Here is a 21,723-nt window from a genome sequence, read left to right as displayed (position 1 = left end):
ATTCTTTACCTTTTCTTTCTTCCTAATTAAGCATTCTTTTTTACAATACTATTATTGATGTCATAATAGGAGGATCGCTTATGCAATTCTTAAAAAAATTCGCTATTTTATTATTATCTTTTTTCATTACTGCACTTATTGTTTTATATTTTTACCTTTATGTAAATGGTCCGATTATTCAAGCTAAATCAGCTATTTTAATAAATGCTAATTCAGGTGAAATTGTTTATAAAAAAAATGAAGAAACTCCAGTACAATCAGCTGCTTTATCTAAATTAATGACAGAATATATCGTATTGGAGCAACTAAATGATAGAAAAATACAGTTAGATGACTTCGTACAAATAAGTAACGAAGTTTTCCGAGTAGAAACAAGCCCTATACAAGTAACATCGAATGATAAAACAACGGTTCGTGATTTACTTCATGCATTGCTACTGGCAGGGAATAATCGTTCTGCACTCGCTCTTGCAGAACACATTGCTGGAAATGAAGATAACTTTACAGTATTAATGAATAAAAAAGCAAAAGAACTAAAGTTATTACAACCATCTCCATTTCTAAACTCTACTGGAATTAATCATGATACAAATAAACAATCAACTACAACAGCAATAGACGCAGCTAAACTAGCAGCACGATTAATAAAAGATTTTCCAGATGTATTGAATATTACGAAACTAACCTCTTACCAATTTCCCTTCAAAGATTCCCAGGTTTTCAATACGAATAAAATGATATATTCCCTTAATGAAAACATTAAACTTCAAGGTGTTGATGGCTTACAAACTAGTTTTTCAACTAATGGTAATTATAGTTTTGTCAGTACAGCAAAACTTGAAGATACTAGACTAATTTCAGTAATATTAGATGCAGATGAAGAAAACATTTCATTTATTGAAACAAAAAAGTTGCTACAGTATGGTTTTGATCCTTCCTCGTACTCTGCACTCCAAGCTTTTAAAGACACCCTTACATCTTGGACAATATTACTTCAGTTTAAAAATTTAATTATACAAACTATAATGATTTTTTTAATCATTACCACCTTAATGTTTTTACATATACGTCAGAAAAAATCCGAGGATTTCAATTAAGAAATCTTCTTATATATAAAACCGACTTGCGCTTGAGATGCAAGTCGGTTTTTAATTCTATCATCCTCTTCCAATCAAATTTGCTGAAACAGGTTGCAAGTTTAACTCCCTCGCCCATATAGATAGCTGACCAATATGATGAATTTCATATCCCATTACATGTCTTAAAACCTATGTTTTTCGAGGCATACATCCATCTCTGTTTCCTTTCGTTATGTTCTTTTGTTTAGTTTAAATGGGTTAATCTATTAATTCTATTAAATCCAACAATTTAACTATTACATATTAAAGTTCTATTCATATACTATAGTAGATTACTAGAAAGGAGGCTTAACTATGGATAGTTGCGTTGTATTTGTAAACGGACAACCTTTTTTAGTTCTTTCAGTAGCTGGTATTGAAATTGCTAGATTAGAGATTTCCCTTCAAGTAGCATTAGCTCTAAGAGTGCTTGGGATACCAATCTGTGATTAATTACCAAATTAATAAGAAAAGAGGGCATTAGCCCTCTTTTTTTATTTTCTTCTCACCTTTTCTTAACAACAAATAAAATTTAAATTTTATTTGTTATATTGTAATGAAAATCCGAAAAATCAACCCATTTTATTCAATAAAAAAGAGCACCACCCATACCTCATTATCCGTTTCTAAAAAATTAGAATTCGGTTAATTACAAGAAAATTTAAATATACGAACGTTACATAAAATACTTGTTAGAATATCTGTCCTTCACACTATTTATTTCGCCGACGTTATATAATCAAAGCACCAATGATTAACTTTTTATACGGGTTATTTTAAGTGTGCTAGCATTCTAGGCTAGATGATCATGACTGCAAAAAAACTTCAAGTTCTCGTTTATATAAATCAGATCACGCTTTCACTTTTTGAATCGATTGATAATCTTTAAATTGCGGTTCTCTATCTTCTTATCCTTGAAGAGCACTAATCCAACTATACTCTACATCTACAATATGAAATCATGTTTTTAACATACCCCCAGTTTGCAAAGTAAATCTTCTTCTGAAAGTTGTTCACACCACTTAAACCAATCATCTCTTACTTGCCAATTATATTAAAATAAAGTATACACATTTATCTCTCCCTTACTTCAATTATCCACCTAACAGCATCTGTTATATAATGTGGTTCATCATTTTGAATATAATGACCACTTTGTTCTGCAATTATTAGTTTATTTTTGTTTGATAATCGTAATAATTCTTCTTGCAATTGTAACCATTTTATTTGTGCATCTTGCGAATAAAAAGCTTTTTTACCAGCAGCTAACACGACGAGTGGAATATCTCTCGTCGACTGACAATATTTATCTGCTTCGCCCAGACTAAACATAAACTCTTCATAAGAACTTTCATGTACAAATTGTTTATAGTAAGCTTCTTGAAATTCTGGAGACATGATTGGCAAAAATGCTTCTTTATAATTTTCTGGTGTCGAATCAACCAAAACTATTCCCAACATATCTTCAGGATAAAAATCAGTAAATAAACGTGCATTTATACCACCAAAAGAATGTCCTACAAAAATATAAGGTGGCTTCAGTTGTAAAAGATTTAAGCATGTTCTCAAATCTTTTACCATTTCAGAACTAATACGTTTCTTGGAACTCTTCCCGCTTTTGCCTAATCCAGCCCGATCGTATGTAAGTATCGTACCATATTCCGTCAGTTCTTCAGCAGTTTGATTCCATGCCTTCGAATAATCACCATAGCCTGATTCCAATATAATAACAGGCTGCTGCTTCTTTCCTTGGAATATTTTCGTATACATTTTAAAATCAGCAATTTGTATATATTCCTCTATACATTTAACCATTGACAATCACTTCTCTTCGGCCAAGTTCCTCGACAGCGTGATTAATTATTTCACTTACAGATAAAGAACCATCCAATATGATATCTGAATTCGGCTTAACAGTATGAATTGCCTCTAAATAAGCTTTTCTCGCATATGTCATGTAATGTTCCAAATCATTATGTATTTCATCTATTGTACCTTCCTTAAAATCTCGCAAAATCCTTCTAGCCATCGCAATATCTAAAGGCGTATCAATAAATATAGTTACATCAATGAATTTTCGCATCTCACTATTTAAGTATGCAAAAGGATAATCTACAATAATATAGTCTAAGGTATTATTTTGTATAAGTTGCTCAATATCATGAATTAATGGTGTTAATACCCACTCATCGTAATTCGCCCCATCATCAATCCATTTACAAATATCAGCAGGAGAGTTATCAAATGTATAACTATCAAAATATAGAGCTTTTGAGTTTTTAAACTTATGCTTTAATCTTTCTGTAATTGTAGTTTTACCTCCCCCCGAAACAGCTGCAATTGAGATTATTTTTGTTTTATTATCCACTATACCCACCAAGCCCCTTTTGTTAACATAATATAATTATAAATTACTATCGTTGCTACTTCTTCCATTCATATTCTAACATACTCATTTCCCATAAATTCCAATACGTTTCTCCTACTCTTTTTGACTCTCTTAATAAGCCTTCTTTTACAAACCCTATTTTTTCGTAACATGAAATGGCCGATATATTAAAATCATACACACCAAGAGTTACTCTATGTAGTTTTAATTCGTCAAAAGCAATATGAAGTACTGCTTTCATCATATTTTTTCCTATAGAACGTCCTCTCATCTTCGTATTACCAACTAATACTTTTCCAATTCTAGCGGACTTATTAATATTATCTATTTGCCCAAGCGAAATATGACCAATAACGTCTGAAGTCTCTTCATCTACCACTTTGAAAGCGAGTGTAGTTGCACTTTCTATATACTTCTCTAATTGCTGTTCGTCTAAAGGGAATGTGAATGCATTTCCTGACCATTGTATTAGAAATTCTTCAGAATTAATCCAATTCATTAATTGTTTAAAATCAGATTTTTTAAAGGTTTTTAGTTTAATCACTTCCATGCTCCTTTCGTACATCATACTTTATAACCTCAAACTTATTTCTATATAAAGAATATATTCTCCTTTTATATGAAATTAAAATAAAGCCATTCATGTGAATGGCTTTACAAAAAAGCAGCATAATTATGCTTTGTTTGCTACATCAATACCATTAAAATCAAAGTCAGCAGTAACCGTTGTAACAGGTGGGAAAATTGCTTCAATTTTGCAAATGGAAATAATTACTCCAACCGATCCAGGAATAGCTGCAAGCTTAACTACATCACAACTTACAGACGAAACAGTACCTACATAAGTACGTCCCTCTGTGTTAATTTGAACTGTTCGATTAATTAATTTCTTAAGTTCATCTCTAATTCCTTGTACACAAGAATTATCACATCTCTCATGCTGTTCTTTTTTACACTCTTCGAATACTTCCCAACAATCATCTTGTTTACATGTACACTTCTTTTTACAATTATTAAATCGAGAACCCAATACCTCACCCCCTAATCCTTTCTATTAGTAAAGTATGTCCACTAGCTTAAAAGGGTACGAGGCAAACACATAAAAAGAAAAAAACAAGCAATTGTACCAAACTTTCTTTTCATTATTCATTATAAAAACAGACCTCTCCTAATTAAAAGCTTGTTTAATGAGCGGCCGTGAATTTAGTCCTACTCCATTTAATGTTTAGACACCGCTTTCTAAAACAAATCTTTTTTCTTTTAAATAAGACGCCCCTTAAAAACACACTAGATTTTCCCATTAACTTACATAGACTTTATTTGTGGATTTCCTATTTTTCATTGTGAAATATACATTTAAAAAGCGTACTCAAAAATAAGATATTATTTGTAATCAGAACGCTTTCTTCAACAAATGTTTATTGAAAAATACCATAACTAGTAGTAGTTCTCTCCACTATCTTTTAAAAATTTGTATAGTTTTTATAAACTCTATACCGAGTAGAAAACACTCTATCATATAAAGATAAAATAGTAGGTTAATAAACAAGCCATTTTTTTATTAAAACATAGAATAATATGAACACTATTGAAAGGAGGTAGAAATAAATGTCCTGGAAAAATGATTGCTGGAGTTCTCAGAAAGAGCATTGTTGTAATGATTGGTGGAAATCTAAAGAAAAGCATCATTGTGATGATGATTGGAGTTCTCAGAAAAAGCATTGTAATGATGATTGGTGGAAATCTAAAGAAAAGTGTCATTGTGATGACGATTGGAGTTCTAAACGAAATAAGTGTCGTTGTAAATGTTTCTTTATTTGTTGTCATTGTAAAAGAAAAAATTGGTAATATTTTTGATGTCAACTTAAAGGAAAGAATATGTCTTTTGGAACCGATAAATACTAGAATGTATTATACAAAAAGCTGACTGAATATAGTCAGCTTTTTGTCAATGAACACGTAAAGATTTCAACAGACATATATATTTACTGATTAAGTGGGGTATTAAGAAAAAACAAGCTAACTCTTATAAATCGATTTTTAATTACTTCACGTACGTATAAAGCTTTAGATGCTCTCATTAATTCAGACGAATTTACCGGCATTTTCACCAAAAAATTCATGGAATCTTTAATTAGTCGAGTACTTTCATTATCTTCAGGAGCCCCACAGACAATCGGGGTTTCTTTTATTTAAATAAATATTTTTTTGAATTTTACAAACTCTCCTATATTAAAATATCTTCTAAAATCCCTATTGAACATTTATAATACTTTTAAACGGTTTAAATTCGACAATCAGTAATGGAGGCATTTTAATGGGAAACATCCCAAAAGTATCATCACACCAATCAAATCCTAATATACCCTCACAGCAAGTGAATCCTACTACCCAACAAGGTAGTATTAAAAAAACAAGACGCCGTATTATAACTACTTTGGCTTTTATATTACCTATAATTTTTGTCCTTCAATATTCTCTGAATAACCAACAAGAAATGATTAAAGAAAAACAAATCACACTTAATATGGAACAACAAAAATTATCTTCTGTAAAGAAGGATGGTCATTCCCTTAACAAGGATGTCAAGGCTTTAACAAGTAGTGAAGAAGAAATTTTAAAATTCGCAAGGAAACTGTATGGATTTTCTAAACAAAATGAAACTATATTTCAAATAACTGAATAAAATTACACGGCATTACCTAAAAGGCGATTTGAAGATAATCGCCTTTTTATATTTAATTTCTAAAGGAATCATACTAATCTCTCTTTCTATCATATAACTACTTTGTTTAATTTGTTAAAATACAACCGCTTGTCCGTTTCACTTTGCTCTATCATTACATTTACTATTAGTAATACGATTTTTAGAGGTGATAAATAATGGACGAGTTTTTATCTTTTGCTGCACTTAATCCGGGTTCTATTGGACCTACACTTCCACCTGTTCAACCTTTTCAATTCCCTACCGGTCCCACCGGTTCTACAGGAGCTACTGGATTAACCGGATCAACTGGACCGACTGGGCCAACCGGATCAACCGGATCGACCGGATCAACCGGACCAGCCGGATCAACTGGACCAACTGGACCAACTGGACCAACTGGACCAACTGGATCAACCGGACCAACCGGATCAACCGGACCAACTGGACCAACTGGACCAACTGGATCAACCGGACCAACTGGACCAACTGGACCAACTGGATTTAATCTTCCTGCTGGACCTGCATCTATTACCTTGACTTCTAACGAAACCACAGCATGTGTATCCACTCAAGGAAATAATACTTTATTTTTTTCGGGTCAAGTATTAGTAAACGGTAGTCCTACTCCAGGGGTAGTGGTCAGTTTTTCATTTAGTAACCCATCTCTTGCTTTCATGGTTCCTCTTGCTGTCATTACCAATGCCTCAGGTAACTTTACCGCTGTATTTCTAGCCGCTAATGGGCCTGGAACAGTAACCGTTACTGCTTCACTTCTTGATTCTCCTGGAACAATGGCTAGCGTCATTATTACCATTGTAAATTGTCCGTAATAATTTTATTTTTAAGAACTAAGCAATTTCTAATAAAAAGAGCACTGATTTATAGTGCTTTTTTTTATCATTTGGATTTGCCTTTCAAATTAAATTTCGTAACAACCTATTAAAATAACGCTTTTATTGAATTTCATCCTTAACAAAATTTAATTACTCCAATGAATAAACATGCCACAGTATCGTATTTTAATAAAAACTATAAAACAGACATACTTAACACTAATAGTAGAATTTTTCTTCTTCATCAACTTCACTCCTTCTCTTTTTATAAACATAAAAAAGGAGCTCTATTTATATAGAGCTCCTTTCTAACTTTATAATTTACTAGACTGTAACCCCTGAATAAACGGAACTACTTCAGGATTTACAAGCGATGATAAATCACCTAATTCTTTTCCTAAGTAAGCTGCTTTAATAACACGGCGCATTACTTTAGAATTACGTGTTTTCGGTAAATCTTCTACAACGTGGATGTCTTTAGGACACAACGCTTTTCCAATATGAGAGTTTACTAAACTCATTAATTCTTTCTTTAATTCTCCTGTGAATGTTACATGATCTCTTAATACTACAAAACAATGACAAACTTCACCTTTTACTTCGTCAGGTACACCAATTGCAGCAGCTTCGATTACATCATTATGTTTCACAAGAATAGATTCATATTCAGCAGGTCCAATACGTTTACCTGCAATATTTAACGTATCGTCTGAACGCCCTGTGATGATATATTGTTCACCATCGTAAATGACCCAGTCACCGTGAACCCATTTATTTTCAAAACGCGACCAATATGTGTTTACGTAACGTTCATCATCTTCCCAGAAGCTTTTCGTCATACCTACCCAAGGTTTCTCTAAGCATAATTCTCCGACTTCATCTCGAATTGGTTTACCTTGATCATCCAGTACGACAGCTGCCATTCCTGGTAAAGATGCGTTAAAACTAATCGGTGCGATTGGCTTAATAAGAACATTACCGAAAATCCCACCAGAGATTTCAGTTCCACCTGAGTAGTTACAGATTGGGACATTTCCTTTTCCAACTGTTTTAAACAGCCACATCCATGGATCAGGATTCCAAGGTTCTCCTGTTGATGCGAATACTTCCAAACTCTTTAAAGAATGTTTATTGACATACTCATCACCTTTTGCCATTAATGCTCGTATTAACGTTGGTGAAATACCTAGATGAGTAATTTCATATTTATCAACTGTCTCCCATAACCGGTCTGCTTCTGGGAAGTCTGGAACACCTTCGTACATAACCATCGTTGCTCCATTAATGAGTGAACCGAATAATAGAAATGGCCCCATCATCCAGCCCATATCAGTTACCCATAATACACGATCACCTTGTTTAATATTCATTCCGAATCCTGCATCAAAAGCTGCTTTCAAAGGAAATCCTGCATGCGTGTGTACTGTTCCTTTCGGCTTACCAGTCGTTCCTGATGTATAAATGAGCATTAATGGATCATCACTTTGCATTTCTTCGGCATGTATAAATGGTTTTTCTTTTTCTAGCGTACTCCAGGAAAAGTCATAGTTATGTGGTGTAAAATCATTTCCTGCATGACGAACGATTACCACTTTTTCAACAGTTGGGCAATGTTCACAAGCTTTATCTACTTCATCTTTTAAAGAAACAATTTTTCCGCGGCGTGAAAATCCATCTGCGGTAATAATCATTTTTGAACCTGCCGCTTGCACACGTGTCATAACTGCATCAGACGCAAAGCCTGAGAATATTGGTGAAATAATTGCTCCGATTTTCATTACAGCTAGCATCGCAACAACTGTTTCTGGAATCATCGGCATATAAATTGTTACACGGTCACCTTTCTCAATACCCGCGTGTTTCAAACCACTGGCAACACGGCTTACCCAGTTATCAAGCTCTTCATATGTAAATGATTTTGAAGTTCCATTTTCTCCTTCGTACTGAAGTGCTGGCTGTATTCTTGTCTCTTCATCCGCAAGCCAGCGGGATAAAGCTGATTCTACAACGTTACATGTTCCGCCATTATACCACTGTGCAAACGGTGTACCATTTTCTAAATCTAACACTTCTGTATAAGGTTTCATCCATTGATAGCCAACTGCTTCTTCTGCCTCTCCCCAAAACCATGCTGTTTCCTCAATAGATTTATTATAAAAAGTTTCATAGTCTTCATATCCCAATGATTTCATCCAACTATATAAACGTGTTTTTTCCTTGTACTCTTCTGTTGGAAACCAAACTGCTTGTTTCAATGTTTTCCCCTCCTTAACTTTTTGAGCAAGAAAGCCCTAAATAGGGCTTTTAAACTGGATATACAGGATGTTTACGATCCGTGAATACTTGATATTTACTCATATACATTTCGAAACGTCCTTTTAACTCTTCACGTAAATTGTTTGGATGAACAATACCATCAATCACCATCTCTGATGCTAAATGATAAATATCAATATCTTTCTTATACTCTTCACGTTTTTCAGCAATGAAGCTAGCACGCTCTTCTTCTGGTAAAGCTGCAATTTTATTTGCATATACAGCATTGACCGCAGCTTCTGGACCCATTACCGCAATAGAGGCTGTCGGTAATGCCAGGCAGCAATCTGGTTCAAATGCTGGACCTGCCATCGCATATAAACCAGCGCCATATGCTTTACGAACAACGATAGAAATCTTCGGTACAGTTGCTTCACTCATTGCAGAAATCATTTTTGCACCGTGGCGAATAATACCAGCACGCTCTACTTTTGTACCAATCATAAATCCTGGTACGTCCGCAAGGAATAATAATGGAATATGATATGCATCGCATAAATTAATAAACTTAGCAGCTTTATCAGCTGAATCGTGGAATAATACGCCGCCCTTCATACGCGGCTGATTTGCAATAATACCAACTGGCTTACCATCAATACGTGCTAAGCCTGTAATTAGCTCTTGAGCAAATAATTTTTTCACTTCATAGAATGAACCTTCATCAATAACTCTATTAATGAGATCTTTCATATTGAAAGGAGCATTTTGATTTTCTGGAATGATTTGTTCTAACGTTTTATCGAATTGTTTCGGTTCTTGAGGTGTAACCAATGGAGTCTTTTCTAAGTAGTTGTTTGGAAAATATGAAATGTATTGTCTTGCTTGCGTAATCGCATCTTCTTCTGTCTTACATAAAACATCTCCGCATCCTGATACAGAGCAATGCATACGAGCTCCGCCCATTTCTTCTAAAGTTACCTTCTCACCGATAACCATCTCAGCCATACGAGGAGATCCTAAATACATAGATGCGTTTCCTTCTACCATCATTACAACGTCACAAAAGGCTGGAATATACGCACCACCAGCTGCAGAAGGTCCAAATAATAAGCATACTTGAGGAACTTTACCTGATAATTTCACTTGATTATAGAAGATTCTTCCTGCACCGCGGCGCCCTGGGAACATTTCTACTTGATCTGTAATACGCGCTCCGGCAGAGTCGACTAAATAAAATAACGGAACACGTAATTTTTCAGCTGTTTCTTGAATACGTAAAATCTTTTCAACTGTGCGTGATCCCCATGATCCTGCTTTTACAGTAGAATCATTGGCCATTACACACGCAGTACGACCATGTATTTTACCCGTTGCCGTTACAACGCCGTCCGCAGGTAAGCCTGTTTGTCCACAGTTAGCAAATAATGCATCTTCTACATATTCGCCATTATCAAATAGAAGCGCTAAACGATCTCGAACAAATAATTTTCCTTTTGCTTTATTTTGTTCATGATATTTCGGTGCCCCGCCTTGTTTAATCGTTTCAACTCGTTCTTCAAATGTATTCGATTGTTGTTTTTGATCTAACATATTTACTCCCCCTTATACGTTGGTGTGCGTTTTTCCTTGAATGCTTGTAATCCTTCTAATCTATCTTTCGTATGGATTACACCCTCATACGCTTGTTTTTCCATTTGTAATCCGGTATGTAAATCAACTTGAATACCGTTTGAAATCGCTTCTTTTGCTAATCGAACAGCAATAGGGCCATTACTAGCAATTCTTTCTGCTATTTCAATCGCTTTTTCTTCAAGTAACTGAGATGGTACAACAAATTCTACTAGACCATATTCTTTTGCTTCTTGCGCCGAAATACGTCTTCCTGTATAAATTAATTCTTTCGCTCTACCAACACCAATTAATCTTGGCAAACGCTGCGTACCACCTGCTCCTGGTATTATTGCAAGAGTCGTTTCAGTAAGACCAAGACTTGCAGATTCAGCCGCAATTCTAAAATCACAAGCTAAACTTAATTCTGTACCACCACCAAGGGCGATTCCATTTATAGCCGCGATAACTGGCTGTGGTAATTGTTCAACCATTTCCATAGTAGTGCGAATCATACTAACAGCATGGCGAACTTGTTCTTCATTCATATCGGCACGCTCTTTTAAATCTGCACCAGCACAAAATGCTTTTTCACCAGCACCAGTCAAAATAACTACACGCGCGTTTGAATCTTCACTTATTTGAGTTAATATAGTTTGTAATTCATCTAATAATGCCAAAGATAATGAGTTTGCTTGTCTTGCACGATTTAACGAAATCTTTACTACGTGAGGTGTTACGTAATCAACGGAAATGTTTTGTAATTGTAGCATCTACTCACCTACTTATCGTTTTATGTTGAAGCGCTCTATACACATGACTCGGTAATTGGATATTTAACTTACTTTGAATAAATTGACTAGCTCTCAATAACTTTTCTTCGTCTATATTCGTTTGGACTCCTAATTTATGGAGCATATGTACTAGGTCATCAGTAGCAACATTACCTGATGCTCCTGGTGCATAAGGGCAGCCCCCGAGTCCACCACAAGAACTATCAAATGTTGTAATACCGTATTCTAATGATTTAACTACATTCGCTAGAGCCATTCCATACGTATTATGAAAATGCATTGCAAACTGCGAAGCATCATACTTCTTTAATAGGTGTTCTAATACTTGTTCTACTTGTAATGGATTCGCTACACCGATTGTATCCCCAAGAGAAACTTCATAAATGCCGTATGAAAATAGTTGATTACATAATTCGTCAACTGCTGCGAGACTTATATCCCCTTCATAAGGACATCCAAATACAGTAGAAACATAGCCTCTTACCTTTTTCCCTTCGAATAATGCCTGTTTTGTTATATCTTCGATTACAACTAATGCTTCTTTAATCGATTTATTAATATTACTTTTATTATGAGATTCACTTGCTGATAAAAAAACATTCACCTCATCTACATTTTGCAAAAAAGCTCGTTCCAAACCATTTTGATTCGGAACAAGCGCAGCATATGTAACATTTGGATCCCTTTTCAGCTCAGAAAACACATCATTTGCATCCGCTAATGCTGGGACCCATTTTGGGTGAACGAATGAGGAAACTTCAACATACGACAATCCTGCTTCTGTAAGTAGTTGAATCCATTTTACTTTATCTTTTGTGCCAACAATCTTTTTTTCATTTTGTAAACCATCACGTGGTCCTACTTCTTTAATGACAGCAAAATTAGGTAGTTTCAATTCGCTTCCCCCTATATCTCCCTATTCAATTTCTAATAATACATCTCCTTCATTTACAAAATCGCCTTCTTGCACATTAATTTTCATAACTGTGCCGGCTTCTTCTGAAATGATTGGAATTTCCATTTTCATAGATTCTAAAATGACGACATCCTGCTCTTCCTCTACTGTATCTCCTACTCCTACAACAATCTTCCAAACGTTTCCTGCCATCGATGCGTATACTTTCGTCATCATTTTTCCCCCTTAATATTGTTAAATATTATTTTTTAACGAGTTGTTTTGTTACAAAACCCGTTGTATAAATACCCTCTTTGAACACTTCGTCTTCCAAAACTTGCAGTAGCATTGGTGTGTTCGTTTTAATACCTTCTACTTTTAATTCTTCTAGAGCATCATGTAATTTCGAAATTGCTTCTTCACGAGTCTCGCCATGTGCAATAACTTTCGCAATCATCGGATCATAGAAAGGTGTAATCGTTACATGATTTTCTAAGAAGTGATCGATCCGTACATTTGACGGTAATGTTAAATCTGTAATTTTCCCAGGTGACGGGAAGAATGTTTTCGGATCCTCTGCATAAATACGAGCTTCAATGGCATGACCACTACGTTTTACATCATCCTGAGTAAATGATAGTTTCCCTCCACTTGCGATAAGGAGTTGCTGTTCTACAAGGTCTAATCCCGTAATTTCTTCTGTCACTGGATGCTCTACTTGTAATCTCGTATTCATCTCTAAGAAATAGAAGTTCTTCTGATCATCTACAAGAAACTCAACTGTACCTGCATTTGTATAGCCAAGTGCTTTGGCAGCTTGTACAGCAACTTCTCCCATCGCTTTTCGTGTACCTTCATCTAAAAATGGTGAAGGTGCTTCTTCGATTACTTTTTGATTTCGGCGCTGCACCGAACATTCACGCTCCCATAAATACACTGTGTTACCATGTGTATCTGCTAATAGCTGAATTTCAATATGATGCGCGTCTGCTATATATCGCTCTAAATACATTTCTCCGTTACCGAAGAAGTTTTGCGCTCTTGTTTTATTACTTTCAAATGCTTTGGTGAGCGTTTGCTCAGTTTCCATCAACTGCATACCAATGCCTCCGCCGCCTGCGGATGCCTTAAGCATTAATGGATAACCAATTTGTTTTGCAATTTCAATTGCTTCTTCAGCAGTTTCAATATTTGTAGTAATACCTGGGACTACTGGGACATCTGCTGCTTGCATTGCGATACGTGATTCGATTTTACTTCCCATCTTCGTAATGATTTCTTCTGAAGGACCGATAAATACAATTCCTTCTTCTTTGCAACGAACCGGAAAAGACGGATTCTCTGATAATAAACCATAACCCGGATGAATTGCTTCTGCATTTGTCTTCTTAGCTATTTCAATAATTTTTTCAAGGTTTAAATAACTCTCTTGAACACGCGGTCCACCTACTAAGTAAGCTTCATTTGCCATTTTCACATGCAGGGCATTTTCATCTGCTTCAGAATAAATAGCAACAGTGCGAATGCCAAGTTTTTGACAAGTTTTCATAATACGAACAGCGATTTCTCCGCGATTCGCAATTAATATTTTTTGAAACATAGTGATTCCTCCCTTTTATCTACATCCTAAATGTCTAGCAATTACGAGACGTTGAATTTCAGAAGTTCCTTCACCAATTTCTAATAGTTTCGCATCACGAATATGTCGTTCAACTTCATATTCACGCATATAGCCATATCCACCATGAATCTGTACTGCTTGATTCGCAATACGGCTTGCCGCTTCCGATGCAAATAGTTTTGCCATTGCCGCTTCTTTGCCGAAAGGTTTATCGTTATCTTTTAACCAAGCTGCTTTATGTACTAAATTACGAGCTAACTCTACTTCAGTCGCCATATCAGCTAATTTAAATTGAATCGCTTGGAAATTAGAAATTGACTTTCCAAATTGTTGACGTTCTTTCGCATATTGCAATGCACGTTCAAAAGCTGATTGCGCAATACCAACTGCCAATGCTGCGATTGAAATACGTCCTCCATCAAGTGTATATAAAAATTGTTTAAAACCTTTATTTACATCACCAAGAATATTTTCTTTCGGTACACGTACACCATCAAGTACGATTTCACATGTATTAGAAGCACGAACACCCATCTTATCGTAAGGACTTGAGATTGTTAATCCTTCACTAGTAGTAGGTACGATAAATGCTGAAATGCGTTTTCTACCATTCTCTTCAATACCATTGACAGCGGTTACAATAATGGTATTTGCATACTCTGCGTTTGTAATCCAACACTTCTCACCACTGATTACATACTCATCGCCATCTAATACCGCTTTCGTTTGAGTACCACCTGCATCTGATCCAGCATTCGGCTCCGTTAATCCGAAGGCACCTAATGTTTTACCTGACGCCATTGGGACTAAATACTTTTGTTTTTGTTCTTCTGTACCGAAATAATAAATTGGAGAAGCACCTAATGAAATTGTTGCAGCATAGCTTAAACCAGTGCCACCACAAGCACGACCAATTTCTTCAACTGCTAATGCGTACGATACCGTATCGCCACCTGAACCTCCATACTCTTCTGGGAATGGGATGCCTAGTAATCCTAGTTCGCCCATTTTTTGAAATGTTTCATATGGAAACTCTGCAGTTTTGTCATAATATACAGCTTTCGGTGCGATTTCCTTTTCAGCAAAGTCACGTACCATTTCTTTAATCATTTGTTTTTCGCGAGTTAGAGTAAATTCCATTCCGCTACACACCCCTTATCGAATATTGAGTTTCGACAGCGTGCAAGTTTCTACTACAAACATAACAACTTAAAAGACAAGAACATTAGTTAGACAATTGCTATAATTCTGTCATAACTTAATTTTAAAACAGATTCTGTACTAATGCACAAAAAAATTCCTACATTGTTCTACAACAACATAGGAGGTTTTGTGTCGAATTATGTAATTTATTGTTTAATAATCTCTACCTTTTCCAGAATCAGAAATTTCTACTAATGCTTCTGGGTATGGTTCGAAATATGTTTGTCTTAATAAATACTTTTCATCAAATCGAATGGCCCATGATTTTAAAATTGTGAGTAAACTACTAAGTGGTATTTTCTTTTCCGAATACTTTTGCAACAATTCTATAAAATGATCTTTTTCTTGTTTTTTTAGCTTTGTTTTAAAATATCCAAAAATGTGCTCACATACATTTACATTCGATGTATAGCGAGGTGTGCGCATAAATAATTCATATAAAGTCTTCTCATAGTTTTCAAATACCACTTCAATCTTTTCATTTTTGTGATTTGCAATTATACGCCCTAATTCCTTTTGTTTCACCTGATTATATGCCATAAATAAATATTTATTGTCCGACTGAAACGATACAAGGTCTTTCATATTTTTATTATGTTTAATCATTTTGTAATATGCGATTGTAAATAGCCTTGTAAAGAAATGCTCTCTAATAATAAAATTCGACAATCTGCCTTCCTCTTCAATAGGAAGATGCGAAAATTTTTTTACTACTGCTCCGCCAAATAAGCCCGATCCTTTTCCTTTTGCTGGCGCTTTTTCAAAACCAGAATAAATTTTCACATCACGCGTACCGCAACTTGGTGAACGATTCTTTAAAATAAAACCATCCGCATCCGATATCGTTTGTAAAAAGTCATTTGAAAACTGCTCCATTTTTTCAGTTACATCTTCTCGTGTCGACGGTTGTACAAGTCTATTCTCACCATTTTCTTCTACAATTCGTATCGTTTCACGAGGGGTCCCCAATCCAATCTCGACTTCTGGACAAACAGGTATAAATGTAACAAATGGCTGCAAATTTCGTATTGTTACATCTGGAATCATCTCTCCATTATATCGACAGGCATCAAATTCTAAACATTTACTTACAACGATTGTTGGTTTTGCAAATTGTCGCATTTCATTACCTCCGTGGCGTTAATCCGTACAATATAAATTGAATCGTATTTTCAATTTCCATTTCATCATCCCACTTTTCTTCAGGCAATAATAAAAATCTTGTTACGAGTAATCCTAATACAGCTGATAAAGTAAGACGTAGTACGGAAGATGACGGTATCTCAATAATTTCCCCTTCTTCTTGAAATTTCACAATCAATTTTTTGAAATGTGAAAACAGTTCTGTTTCTATTAATTGTTGTATTTCATTTTTCAGTTCTGGTTGAAATGGTACTTCTTGAATTAATATTTTTATCATAGGGAAGTGTTTTTGAGCAAATTTAAATCTATTATGAATTACAACCCTTAAAAGTCCTTCGTACGATTCATACTCCGATTTAAATATTTCTTTTGCAAAGGTTTGTACGAAAAATGGTGCAGCGAACTTAGTTAAAGTTGGCATTACGACCGCTAGTAATAAATCTTTTTTCGTCTTATAGTAGCGGAAGATTGTTCCTTCCGCTACACCAGCCCGTTTTGCAATTTCACTTGTTGAAGTTGAAGCGTATCCTTTTTCTCCAAACATATCAACAGCCGCCTCTAATATTCGCATTTGACGTTCATTTCGTTTATCCGTATTAGTTGCAGCTATTAATTCCTCCAGCCAATCCTTCTGCATTTATAAAGCTCCTTTTTGTCATTATTATATTTTGCGATGTTTCTTTAAAGCAAATACATTTCCTACTGCAAATAATATTGAAAAAAGTAATAATACAGTAAGATCTAATGCAATCTCTGTAAACCCTTGATTCCGAATCATCACTTGTCTCATTGCGTCAGCGCCGTATGTGAGTGGAAATACTTTCCCTAACATTTGTAGCCACTTATTCATAGATTCCATTGGAAACAATCCAGAAAAGAAGATTTGTGGCACAATAACAAGCGGTATAAATTGAATCATTTGAAATTCATTATTTGCGTATGCCGATAAAAACGTACCTAATGTTAGTGCAGTTAAAGAGAGCATACATGTAATAAGTAGCGTTAGCCATATGGATCCAGCTACGTATAATTCTAAAATATAAACGGAAAAACTTACGATAATAATGGATTGTATAAAGGCAAAGATTCCAAAACCAATAATATAACCTGCGACTATTTCCCATCTTCTTACTGGGGTGGATAATAACCTTTCTAGCGTACCACTTAAACGTTCTCTTACGAAAGATACACCTGATAATATAAATACAAAGAAAAATGTAAAAAAACCAATTAATACAGGACCAAGCCCATCAAACATCGTAAAGTCTTTAGAGCCATGTAAATAATTTACTTCAGGTTTCATAATTGATACTTCATTCTTCTCTGTGCTTTTTTGCAATACTTGAAGTACAGCACGATTTTTTGACGAATCACTACCTTCCAACAGAAGTTTCATTTTTCCATTCTCTATTCGAAGTACTGCATCTACCTTTTGTTTTTCCAACTCAGAAATCGCCTTTTCTTTACTGTATTCATAAATTGACGCTTCTTGATTTTTCATCACTTTTACTATTTGAGCGGGCATATCAACAACAGCAATTTGCGGTATATAGTCTTTCTGTGTAAACACTAGCGATAATAGCCAAAGTAATAACATCGGTGCTCCAAACATCATTGCTAACGAACGCTTATCTCGAAAAAATTGGCGAATAATACGAATGATTACACCAGTAACTCTCATGATTGCACCACCTCTTCTAGCAAAAAGACATCTTCAATCCGTCCAGATGACACGCGTTTTTTCAATTCTTCAGTTGTTCCAACCGCAACTAGCTTCCCTTCTCTAATTAATCCTAGACGCTCACAAAATTCAGCTTCATCCATAATGTGCGTCGTTACAATAATCGTTGTACCTTTCTTTTTAAGGTCATGAAATTTTTCCCAAATCGTTTTTCTAAGAAGCGGATCTATCCCCACTGTAGGCTCATCTAAAATTAATATTTCTGGTTCATGGAGGAGTGCTATTGCTAATGATAAGCGTTTTTTCATTCCACCTGAAAATTGTTGTACTTGCTTTTTCATATACTGTGATAATTGTACAAGTTCAAAAACCTCTGCAATTCTTTTCTTTTTACGTTTTCCCTTTAGTCCATACATCGTTGCTATAAAATCTGCATTTTCATATGCTGACAATTCTTCGTATAATGCATCCGCCTGGGCCATATAACCAATTCTTTTCATTTCATTTAAATTAGGCATATTAGTATTATTAACAAGCACTTCACCTTTCGTTGCCTCATTAATACCTGCAATCATTTTAATGAGCGTTGTTTTCCCCGATCCAGAAGGTCCAACAAAACCAAAAATCTCTGCTTTTTCAACTTGCAATGAAAGATTGTATAACACTTCTTTTTTCCCAAAACTTTTTGATACAGTCCGTAAAATAATGGAAGGTTGTTGCACGTTTCATCCTCCTTTTCCAATAAAATGAGTGAGTACTCACTTTTATTTTACTCTTGCTTAATTATATGTCAAACTTCATTGATTAGTATGTATGTTCATTCAACGATATTAAACAATGAAACAGAGTCGACATTAGAATTTCATTTCCTAACGTCGACTCTGTTTCATTTAAACTATAAATTTCACTTTACGTTTTTAAATTCATATACTTCCGAATTCTAGCAACATCTAAAGAATATTCGATAACTAATTGCTGTAAAGGTAAAATAACTGTGTCAGGATATAAATGGGCATATTGTAATGTTTCTGCATATTTTTCTAACCTTTTTTCTAAATACTTTATTATTTGATCAGGATGACTTACTAATAAACATTTACAATAATAATGTATTTGTTCCTCAATCGCCGTGTATTCTTCAATTTCATATTCTTTATGCATGTGTACACCCCTTTAAGTTTTTTATATGAATTACTTATCACAATTTTCACTCGACAAATTTTAAGTTTTTTGATTATTTACACTATAACAAACACTCAGGGTCAAATTTTGTTACTTTATGTAACGTAGAAAATTTTTAACAAAATTGTAATGTTAACTCGTACAAAATACATAAAGCCCCTTTACTCATTTTTGTATTAAAAAATCGTACAACTTAATTTAGCTGCACGACTACAATTTCTGGCCTATTCAAAATTCTTTGCGGAATGATACTATTTCCTAATCCTCTACTCACTACCATTGATGTATTTTGTTCTACATATAAACCCGCTGTATATTTAGGTAAAACACCTTGATTTGGCGCGACTAATCCTCCGATAAATGGCAATCTAACTTGCCCTCCATGAGCATGTCCCGATAAAACCAAATCCAATCTCTCATTCGTATATTCCTTTATAAATTCAGGCCTATGGGATAATAATACATTATATCTATCTGGCTGCATTTCAATTTTCGCTTTTTTAATTTCATCTATTATAATATTTCCTTCATCACCGTTTCCAGTAACAAACTCTGGATCATCAATACCTAGCAAGTTTATTTCTTGCTCACCCTTTCGAATGCCTACATGTTCATTCCTTAAAACATTTACATCATATTTCTTCAACTCTTTTTCTAAACTGTTATACTTTCCAGAACATTGTTCATGGTTTCCTGTCACAAAATATACAGGATACTTCTTTACAATTTCTCGTATTAATTGCATACTAACTTCTGCATCGTATGATGTACTGTCAATTAAATCACCCGTAATTGCAATAATATCTGGATCTATGCTTTTTATTTTTTGAATTAATACCTCTTGATTATCTCCAAATTGTTTATTGTGTAAATCTGAAATTTGTAGAATTTTATACCCTTTAAAAGAGGAGGGTATTTTACTAGAGGTTATTTTAACCTCAGTTATACTTATTAAATTGTTCTGTAAATATAAAAAGATTGTAAAACCTACTAATATACAAATAATCATTACGATTCTATTAATCTTTTTTTTCATATTTTCTCCTTTATATTCTCATCAAACACTTCTATATGCTAACTGAATTATATTATACTTTCTTGAGATTTGTTTAAATTAATAAAATAATACAGTACTTGAAATTTCATATGAGATACGTCATATATATTCGTTATATTTTTACTTTTACCTTTTTAATAATAAGAACACAAAAACGACTCTTATCCCACGAAAAGAGTCGTTTTCTAACTTTATACTTTTAATACTTTCATGTTAAAAATGCGAGAACTAAAATACTATTACCTAAGAGCCTTAACTATAACTTCAGTTGCCTCTGCAATGAGTTGATTATCATAGGTAGCCTCTTTCTCATCTTTACTAGATAAAATTGCGATGATAATTGGTGCTCTATTTGGAGGCCAAACGATAGCAATATCATTTCTTGTCCCGTAACTGCCAGCACCTGATTTATCTCCAACTACCCAGTCAGTTGGTACGCCTGCACGAATAAGTTTGTCCCCTGTAGCATTTCCTTTCATCCACTCTGTAAGAATTTTACGTTTTTCAGCTGGAAGTGCATTTCCGACCGTAAAAGCTTTAAGATTCGTAGCAATTGCTTTCGCTGTACTAGTGTCACGAATGTCTCCTGGAATAGCTTCGTTTAATGCTGTTTCAAAGCGATCAGACATAGTAATCCGATCCCCCATCTGCCTAAGCGCTTTTTCATATCCTTTCGGTCCGCCTATTTTATTAAATAAAATGTTCCCTGCAGTATTATCACTTGAACGAACAGCAGCCTCAGCAATTTCTCCTAGTTTCATTCCAGTATCTACATGTTTCTCTGTAACAGGTGAATAATCCACTAAATCTTCTTTCGTAAATGTAATCACTTCATTTAATGTATCAATTGAGTTTTGCTGTAGTAATACTCCTGCCGCTAAAGCCTTGTAGGTTGATGCGAAGGCAAATCTTTCATTAGATCGATAAGAGATTGTTTGATTTGTACCAGTATCAATCGCATATACACCTAATCGAGCATCAAATTTTTTCTCAAGTTGAGAGAACTCTTTATGCGTCGCCTGATTTTTATGTTTCACATGTCCAGTCTTTTCTTTCGCTTCAACTTGCAGTGCCCCTCCTGTAAAAGCTTCTAGGCTTGTAAGACTTAAACCTAATATACCAACGCATATTCCTATTTTTAGCATCCTCTTATTTTTCAAAACCATCATTCCTTCCAAATTTTTAGCACCTTTTTATACGTACACATAATAGACAATCACCGAACCAAACTTGTTC

General features: G+C 34.6%; 24 protein-coding genes and 3 pseudogenes. 5 read left to right on the top strand and 22 right to left on the bottom strand.

All coding sequences use genetic code 11. The features are described 5' to 3' along the window. Nucleotides 1-80: 80 nt before the first annotated feature. On the top strand, nt 81-1,097 hold the full coding sequence (locus MHI26_RS12900; RefSeq protein ID WP_061667549.1) for a D-alanyl-D-alanine carboxypeptidase family protein: 1,017 nt from the start codon (nt 81-83) through the stop codon (nt 1,095-1,097). Between the two features lie 60 nt (nt 1,098-1,157). Here the strand turns inward: MHI26_RS12900 and MHI26_RS12895 are convergent. Continuing rightward, nucleotides 1,158-1,250: pseudogene (locus tag MHI26_RS12895) on the bottom strand (DinB family protein); the annotation flags it as partial. 183 nt (nt 1,251-1,433) lie between these two features. Between MHI26_RS12895 and MHI26_RS12890 the strand changes: the two are divergent. Then, nucleotides 1,434-1,571 carry a DUF3956 domain-containing protein gene (locus tag MHI26_RS12890; protein WP_000376554.1) on the top strand — a complete coding sequence of 46 codons (138 nt, stop codon included), beginning with the start codon at nt 1,434-1,436 and terminating at the stop codon, nt 1,569-1,571. A gap of 401 nt (nt 1,572-1,972) precedes the next feature. On the opposite strand, the pseudogene MHI26_RS12885 reads toward MHI26_RS12890, so the two are convergent. The 5 genes and pseudogenes from MHI26_RS12885 to MHI26_RS12865 form a co-directional block, all read right to left on the bottom strand. Continuing rightward, a pseudogene (locus tag MHI26_RS12885) lies at nt 1,973-2,172 on the bottom strand (DinB family protein); the annotation flags it as partial. 20 nt (nt 2,173-2,192) lie between these two features. Next, a complete protein-coding gene (locus MHI26_RS12880; protein WP_061667550.1) occupies nt 2,193-2,933 on the bottom strand; it encodes an alpha/beta fold hydrolase in 741 nt (246 codons plus the stop codon). Further along, a complete protein-coding gene (locus MHI26_RS12875) occupies nt 2,926-3,495 on the bottom strand; it encodes an AAA family ATPase (protein WP_000513268.1) in 570 nt (189 codons plus the stop codon). The genes MHI26_RS12880 and MHI26_RS12875 overlap by 8 nt, the downstream gene beginning before the upstream one ends. Nucleotides 3,496-3,541: 46 nt before the next feature. Then, on the bottom strand, nt 3,542-4,075 hold the full coding sequence (locus tag MHI26_RS12870; protein ID WP_061667551.1) for a GNAT family N-acetyltransferase: 534 nt from the start codon (nt 4,073-4,075) through the stop codon (nt 3,542-3,544). Between the two features lie 105 nt (nt 4,076-4,180). Further along, entirely contained in the window at nt 4,181-4,537 is a 357-nt protein-coding gene (locus MHI26_RS12865) for a hypothetical protein (RefSeq protein WP_061667552.1), read from the bottom strand. Between the two features lie 591 nt (nt 4,538-5,128). On the opposite strand from MHI26_RS12865, the gene MHI26_RS12860 reads away from it, so the two are divergent. The 3 genes and pseudogenes from MHI26_RS12860 to MHI26_RS12850 form a co-directional block, all read left to right on the top strand. Then, the gene (locus tag MHI26_RS12860) at nt 5,129-5,434 is read left to right on the top strand and encodes a hypothetical protein (RefSeq protein ID WP_097888665.1); all 306 of its coding nucleotides are present in this window, start codon (nt 5,129-5,131) and stop codon (nt 5,432-5,434) included. A gap of 390 nt (nt 5,435-5,824) precedes the next feature. Then, complete coding sequence (locus tag MHI26_RS12855; RefSeq protein WP_061667554.1) at nt 5,825-6,193, top strand: FtsB family cell division protein; 369 nt, start codon at nt 5,825-5,827, stop codon at nt 6,191-6,193. 197 nt (nt 6,194-6,390) lie between these two features. Beyond that, nucleotides 6,391-6,447: pseudogene (locus MHI26_RS12850) on the top strand (exosporium leader peptide-containing protein); the annotation flags it as partial. A gap of 17 nt (nt 6,448-6,464) precedes the next feature. On the opposite strand, the gene MHI26_RS12845 reads toward MHI26_RS12850, so the two are convergent. The 16 genes from MHI26_RS12845 to bla all read right to left on the bottom strand — a co-directional run bounded on the left by MHI26_RS12845 (nt 6,465) and on the right by bla (nt 21,653). Continuing rightward, the gene (locus MHI26_RS12845; RefSeq protein ID WP_061667555.1) at nt 6,465-6,767 is read right to left on the bottom strand and encodes a hypothetical protein; all 303 of its coding nucleotides are present in this window, start codon (nt 6,765-6,767) and stop codon (nt 6,465-6,467) included. Between the two features lie 45 nt (nt 6,768-6,812). Continuing rightward, complete coding sequence (locus tag MHI26_RS12840; protein ID WP_000236251.1) at nt 6,813-7,028, bottom strand: hypothetical protein; 216 nt, start codon at nt 7,026-7,028, stop codon at nt 6,813-6,815. A gap of 333 nt (nt 7,029-7,361) precedes the next feature. Continuing rightward, nucleotides 7,362-9,302 carry an AMP-binding protein gene (locus MHI26_RS12835; protein ID WP_000806503.1) on the bottom strand — a complete coding sequence of 647 codons (1,941 nt, stop codon included), beginning with the start codon at nt 9,300-9,302 and terminating at the stop codon, nt 7,362-7,364. A gap of 49 nt (nt 9,303-9,351) precedes the next feature. Beyond that, on the bottom strand, nt 9,352-10,893 hold the full coding sequence (locus MHI26_RS12830) for an acyl-CoA carboxylase subunit beta (RefSeq protein WP_061667556.1): 1,542 nt from the start codon (nt 10,891-10,893) through the stop codon (nt 9,352-9,354). A 2-nt stretch (nt 10,894-10,895) separates the two neighbouring features. After that, nucleotides 10,896-11,684 (bottom strand): enoyl-CoA hydratase, encoded by a 789-nt coding sequence (locus MHI26_RS12825; protein WP_000939792.1) that lies wholly within the window; start codon nt 11,682-11,684, stop codon nt 10,896-10,898. A gap of 4 nt (nt 11,685-11,688) precedes the next feature. After that, nucleotides 11,689-12,600 (bottom strand): hydroxymethylglutaryl-CoA lyase, encoded by a 912-nt coding sequence (mvaB, locus tag MHI26_RS12820; protein ID WP_000775429.1) that lies wholly within the window; start codon nt 12,598-12,600, stop codon nt 11,689-11,691. Nucleotides 12,601-12,621: 21 nt separating this feature from the next. After that, nucleotides 12,622-12,837: an acetyl-CoA carboxylase biotin carboxyl carrier protein subunit gene (locus MHI26_RS12815; protein ID WP_001987345.1), complete on the bottom strand. Its 216-nt coding sequence runs from the start codon at nt 12,835-12,837 to the stop codon at nt 12,622-12,624. 25 nt (nt 12,838-12,862) lie between these two features. Continuing rightward, the gene (locus tag MHI26_RS12810) at nt 12,863-14,200 is read right to left on the bottom strand and encodes an acetyl-CoA carboxylase biotin carboxylase subunit (RefSeq protein WP_000486745.1); all 1,338 of its coding nucleotides are present in this window, start codon (nt 14,198-14,200) and stop codon (nt 12,863-12,865) included. Nucleotides 14,201-14,215: 15 nt separating this feature from the next. Then, entirely contained in the window at nt 14,216-15,361 is a 1,146-nt protein-coding gene (locus MHI26_RS12805) for an acyl-CoA dehydrogenase (RefSeq protein WP_000397279.1), read from the bottom strand. A 216-nt stretch (nt 15,362-15,577) separates the two neighbouring features. Beyond that, nucleotides 15,578-16,546 carry a YbgA family protein gene (locus MHI26_RS12800; protein ID WP_001248643.1) on the bottom strand — a complete coding sequence of 323 codons (969 nt, stop codon included), beginning with the start codon at nt 16,544-16,546 and terminating at the stop codon, nt 15,578-15,580. Between the two features lie 4 nt (nt 16,547-16,550). Beyond that, the gene (locus MHI26_RS12795) at nt 16,551-17,204 is read right to left on the bottom strand and encodes a TetR/AcrR family transcriptional regulator (RefSeq protein ID WP_001168189.1); all 654 of its coding nucleotides are present in this window, start codon (nt 17,202-17,204) and stop codon (nt 16,551-16,553) included. 24 nt (nt 17,205-17,228) lie between these two features. Then, nucleotides 17,229-18,248 (bottom strand): ABC transporter permease, encoded by a 1,020-nt coding sequence (locus tag MHI26_RS12790; RefSeq protein WP_001266732.1) that lies wholly within the window; start codon nt 18,246-18,248, stop codon nt 17,229-17,231. Further along, a complete protein-coding gene (locus MHI26_RS12785; RefSeq protein WP_001187084.1) occupies nt 18,245-18,970 on the bottom strand; it encodes an ABC transporter ATP-binding protein in 726 nt (241 codons plus the stop codon). Before MHI26_RS12785 ends, MHI26_RS12790 begins: the two co-directional genes overlap by 4 nt. A gap of 187 nt (nt 18,971-19,157) precedes the next feature. Beyond that, on the bottom strand, nt 19,158-19,409 hold the full coding sequence (locus MHI26_RS12780) for a hypothetical protein (RefSeq protein ID WP_000548621.1): 252 nt from the start codon (nt 19,407-19,409) through the stop codon (nt 19,158-19,160). 214 nt (nt 19,410-19,623) lie between these two features. Next, on the bottom strand, nt 19,624-20,466 hold the full coding sequence (locus MHI26_RS12775) for a metallophosphoesterase (RefSeq protein ID WP_061667557.1): 843 nt from the start codon (nt 20,464-20,466) through the stop codon (nt 19,624-19,626). Nucleotides 20,467-20,726: 260 nt separating this feature from the next. Then, nucleotides 20,727-21,653 (bottom strand): class A beta-lactamase Bla1, encoded by a 927-nt coding sequence (bla, locus tag MHI26_RS12770; protein WP_042973323.1) that lies wholly within the window; start codon nt 21,651-21,653, stop codon nt 20,727-20,729. Nucleotides 21,654-21,723 lie beyond the last annotated feature (70 nt).

This window comes from Bacillus sp. FSL K6-1218, assembly GCF_038006445.1.
GTDB classification, from domain to species: Bacteria; Bacillota; Bacilli; order Bacillales; family Bacillaceae_G; genus Bacillus_A; species Bacillus_A thuringiensis_S.
Note: the sequence above shows the minus strand (reverse complement) of the source record. Positions and strands in the feature narration are given on the sequence as shown.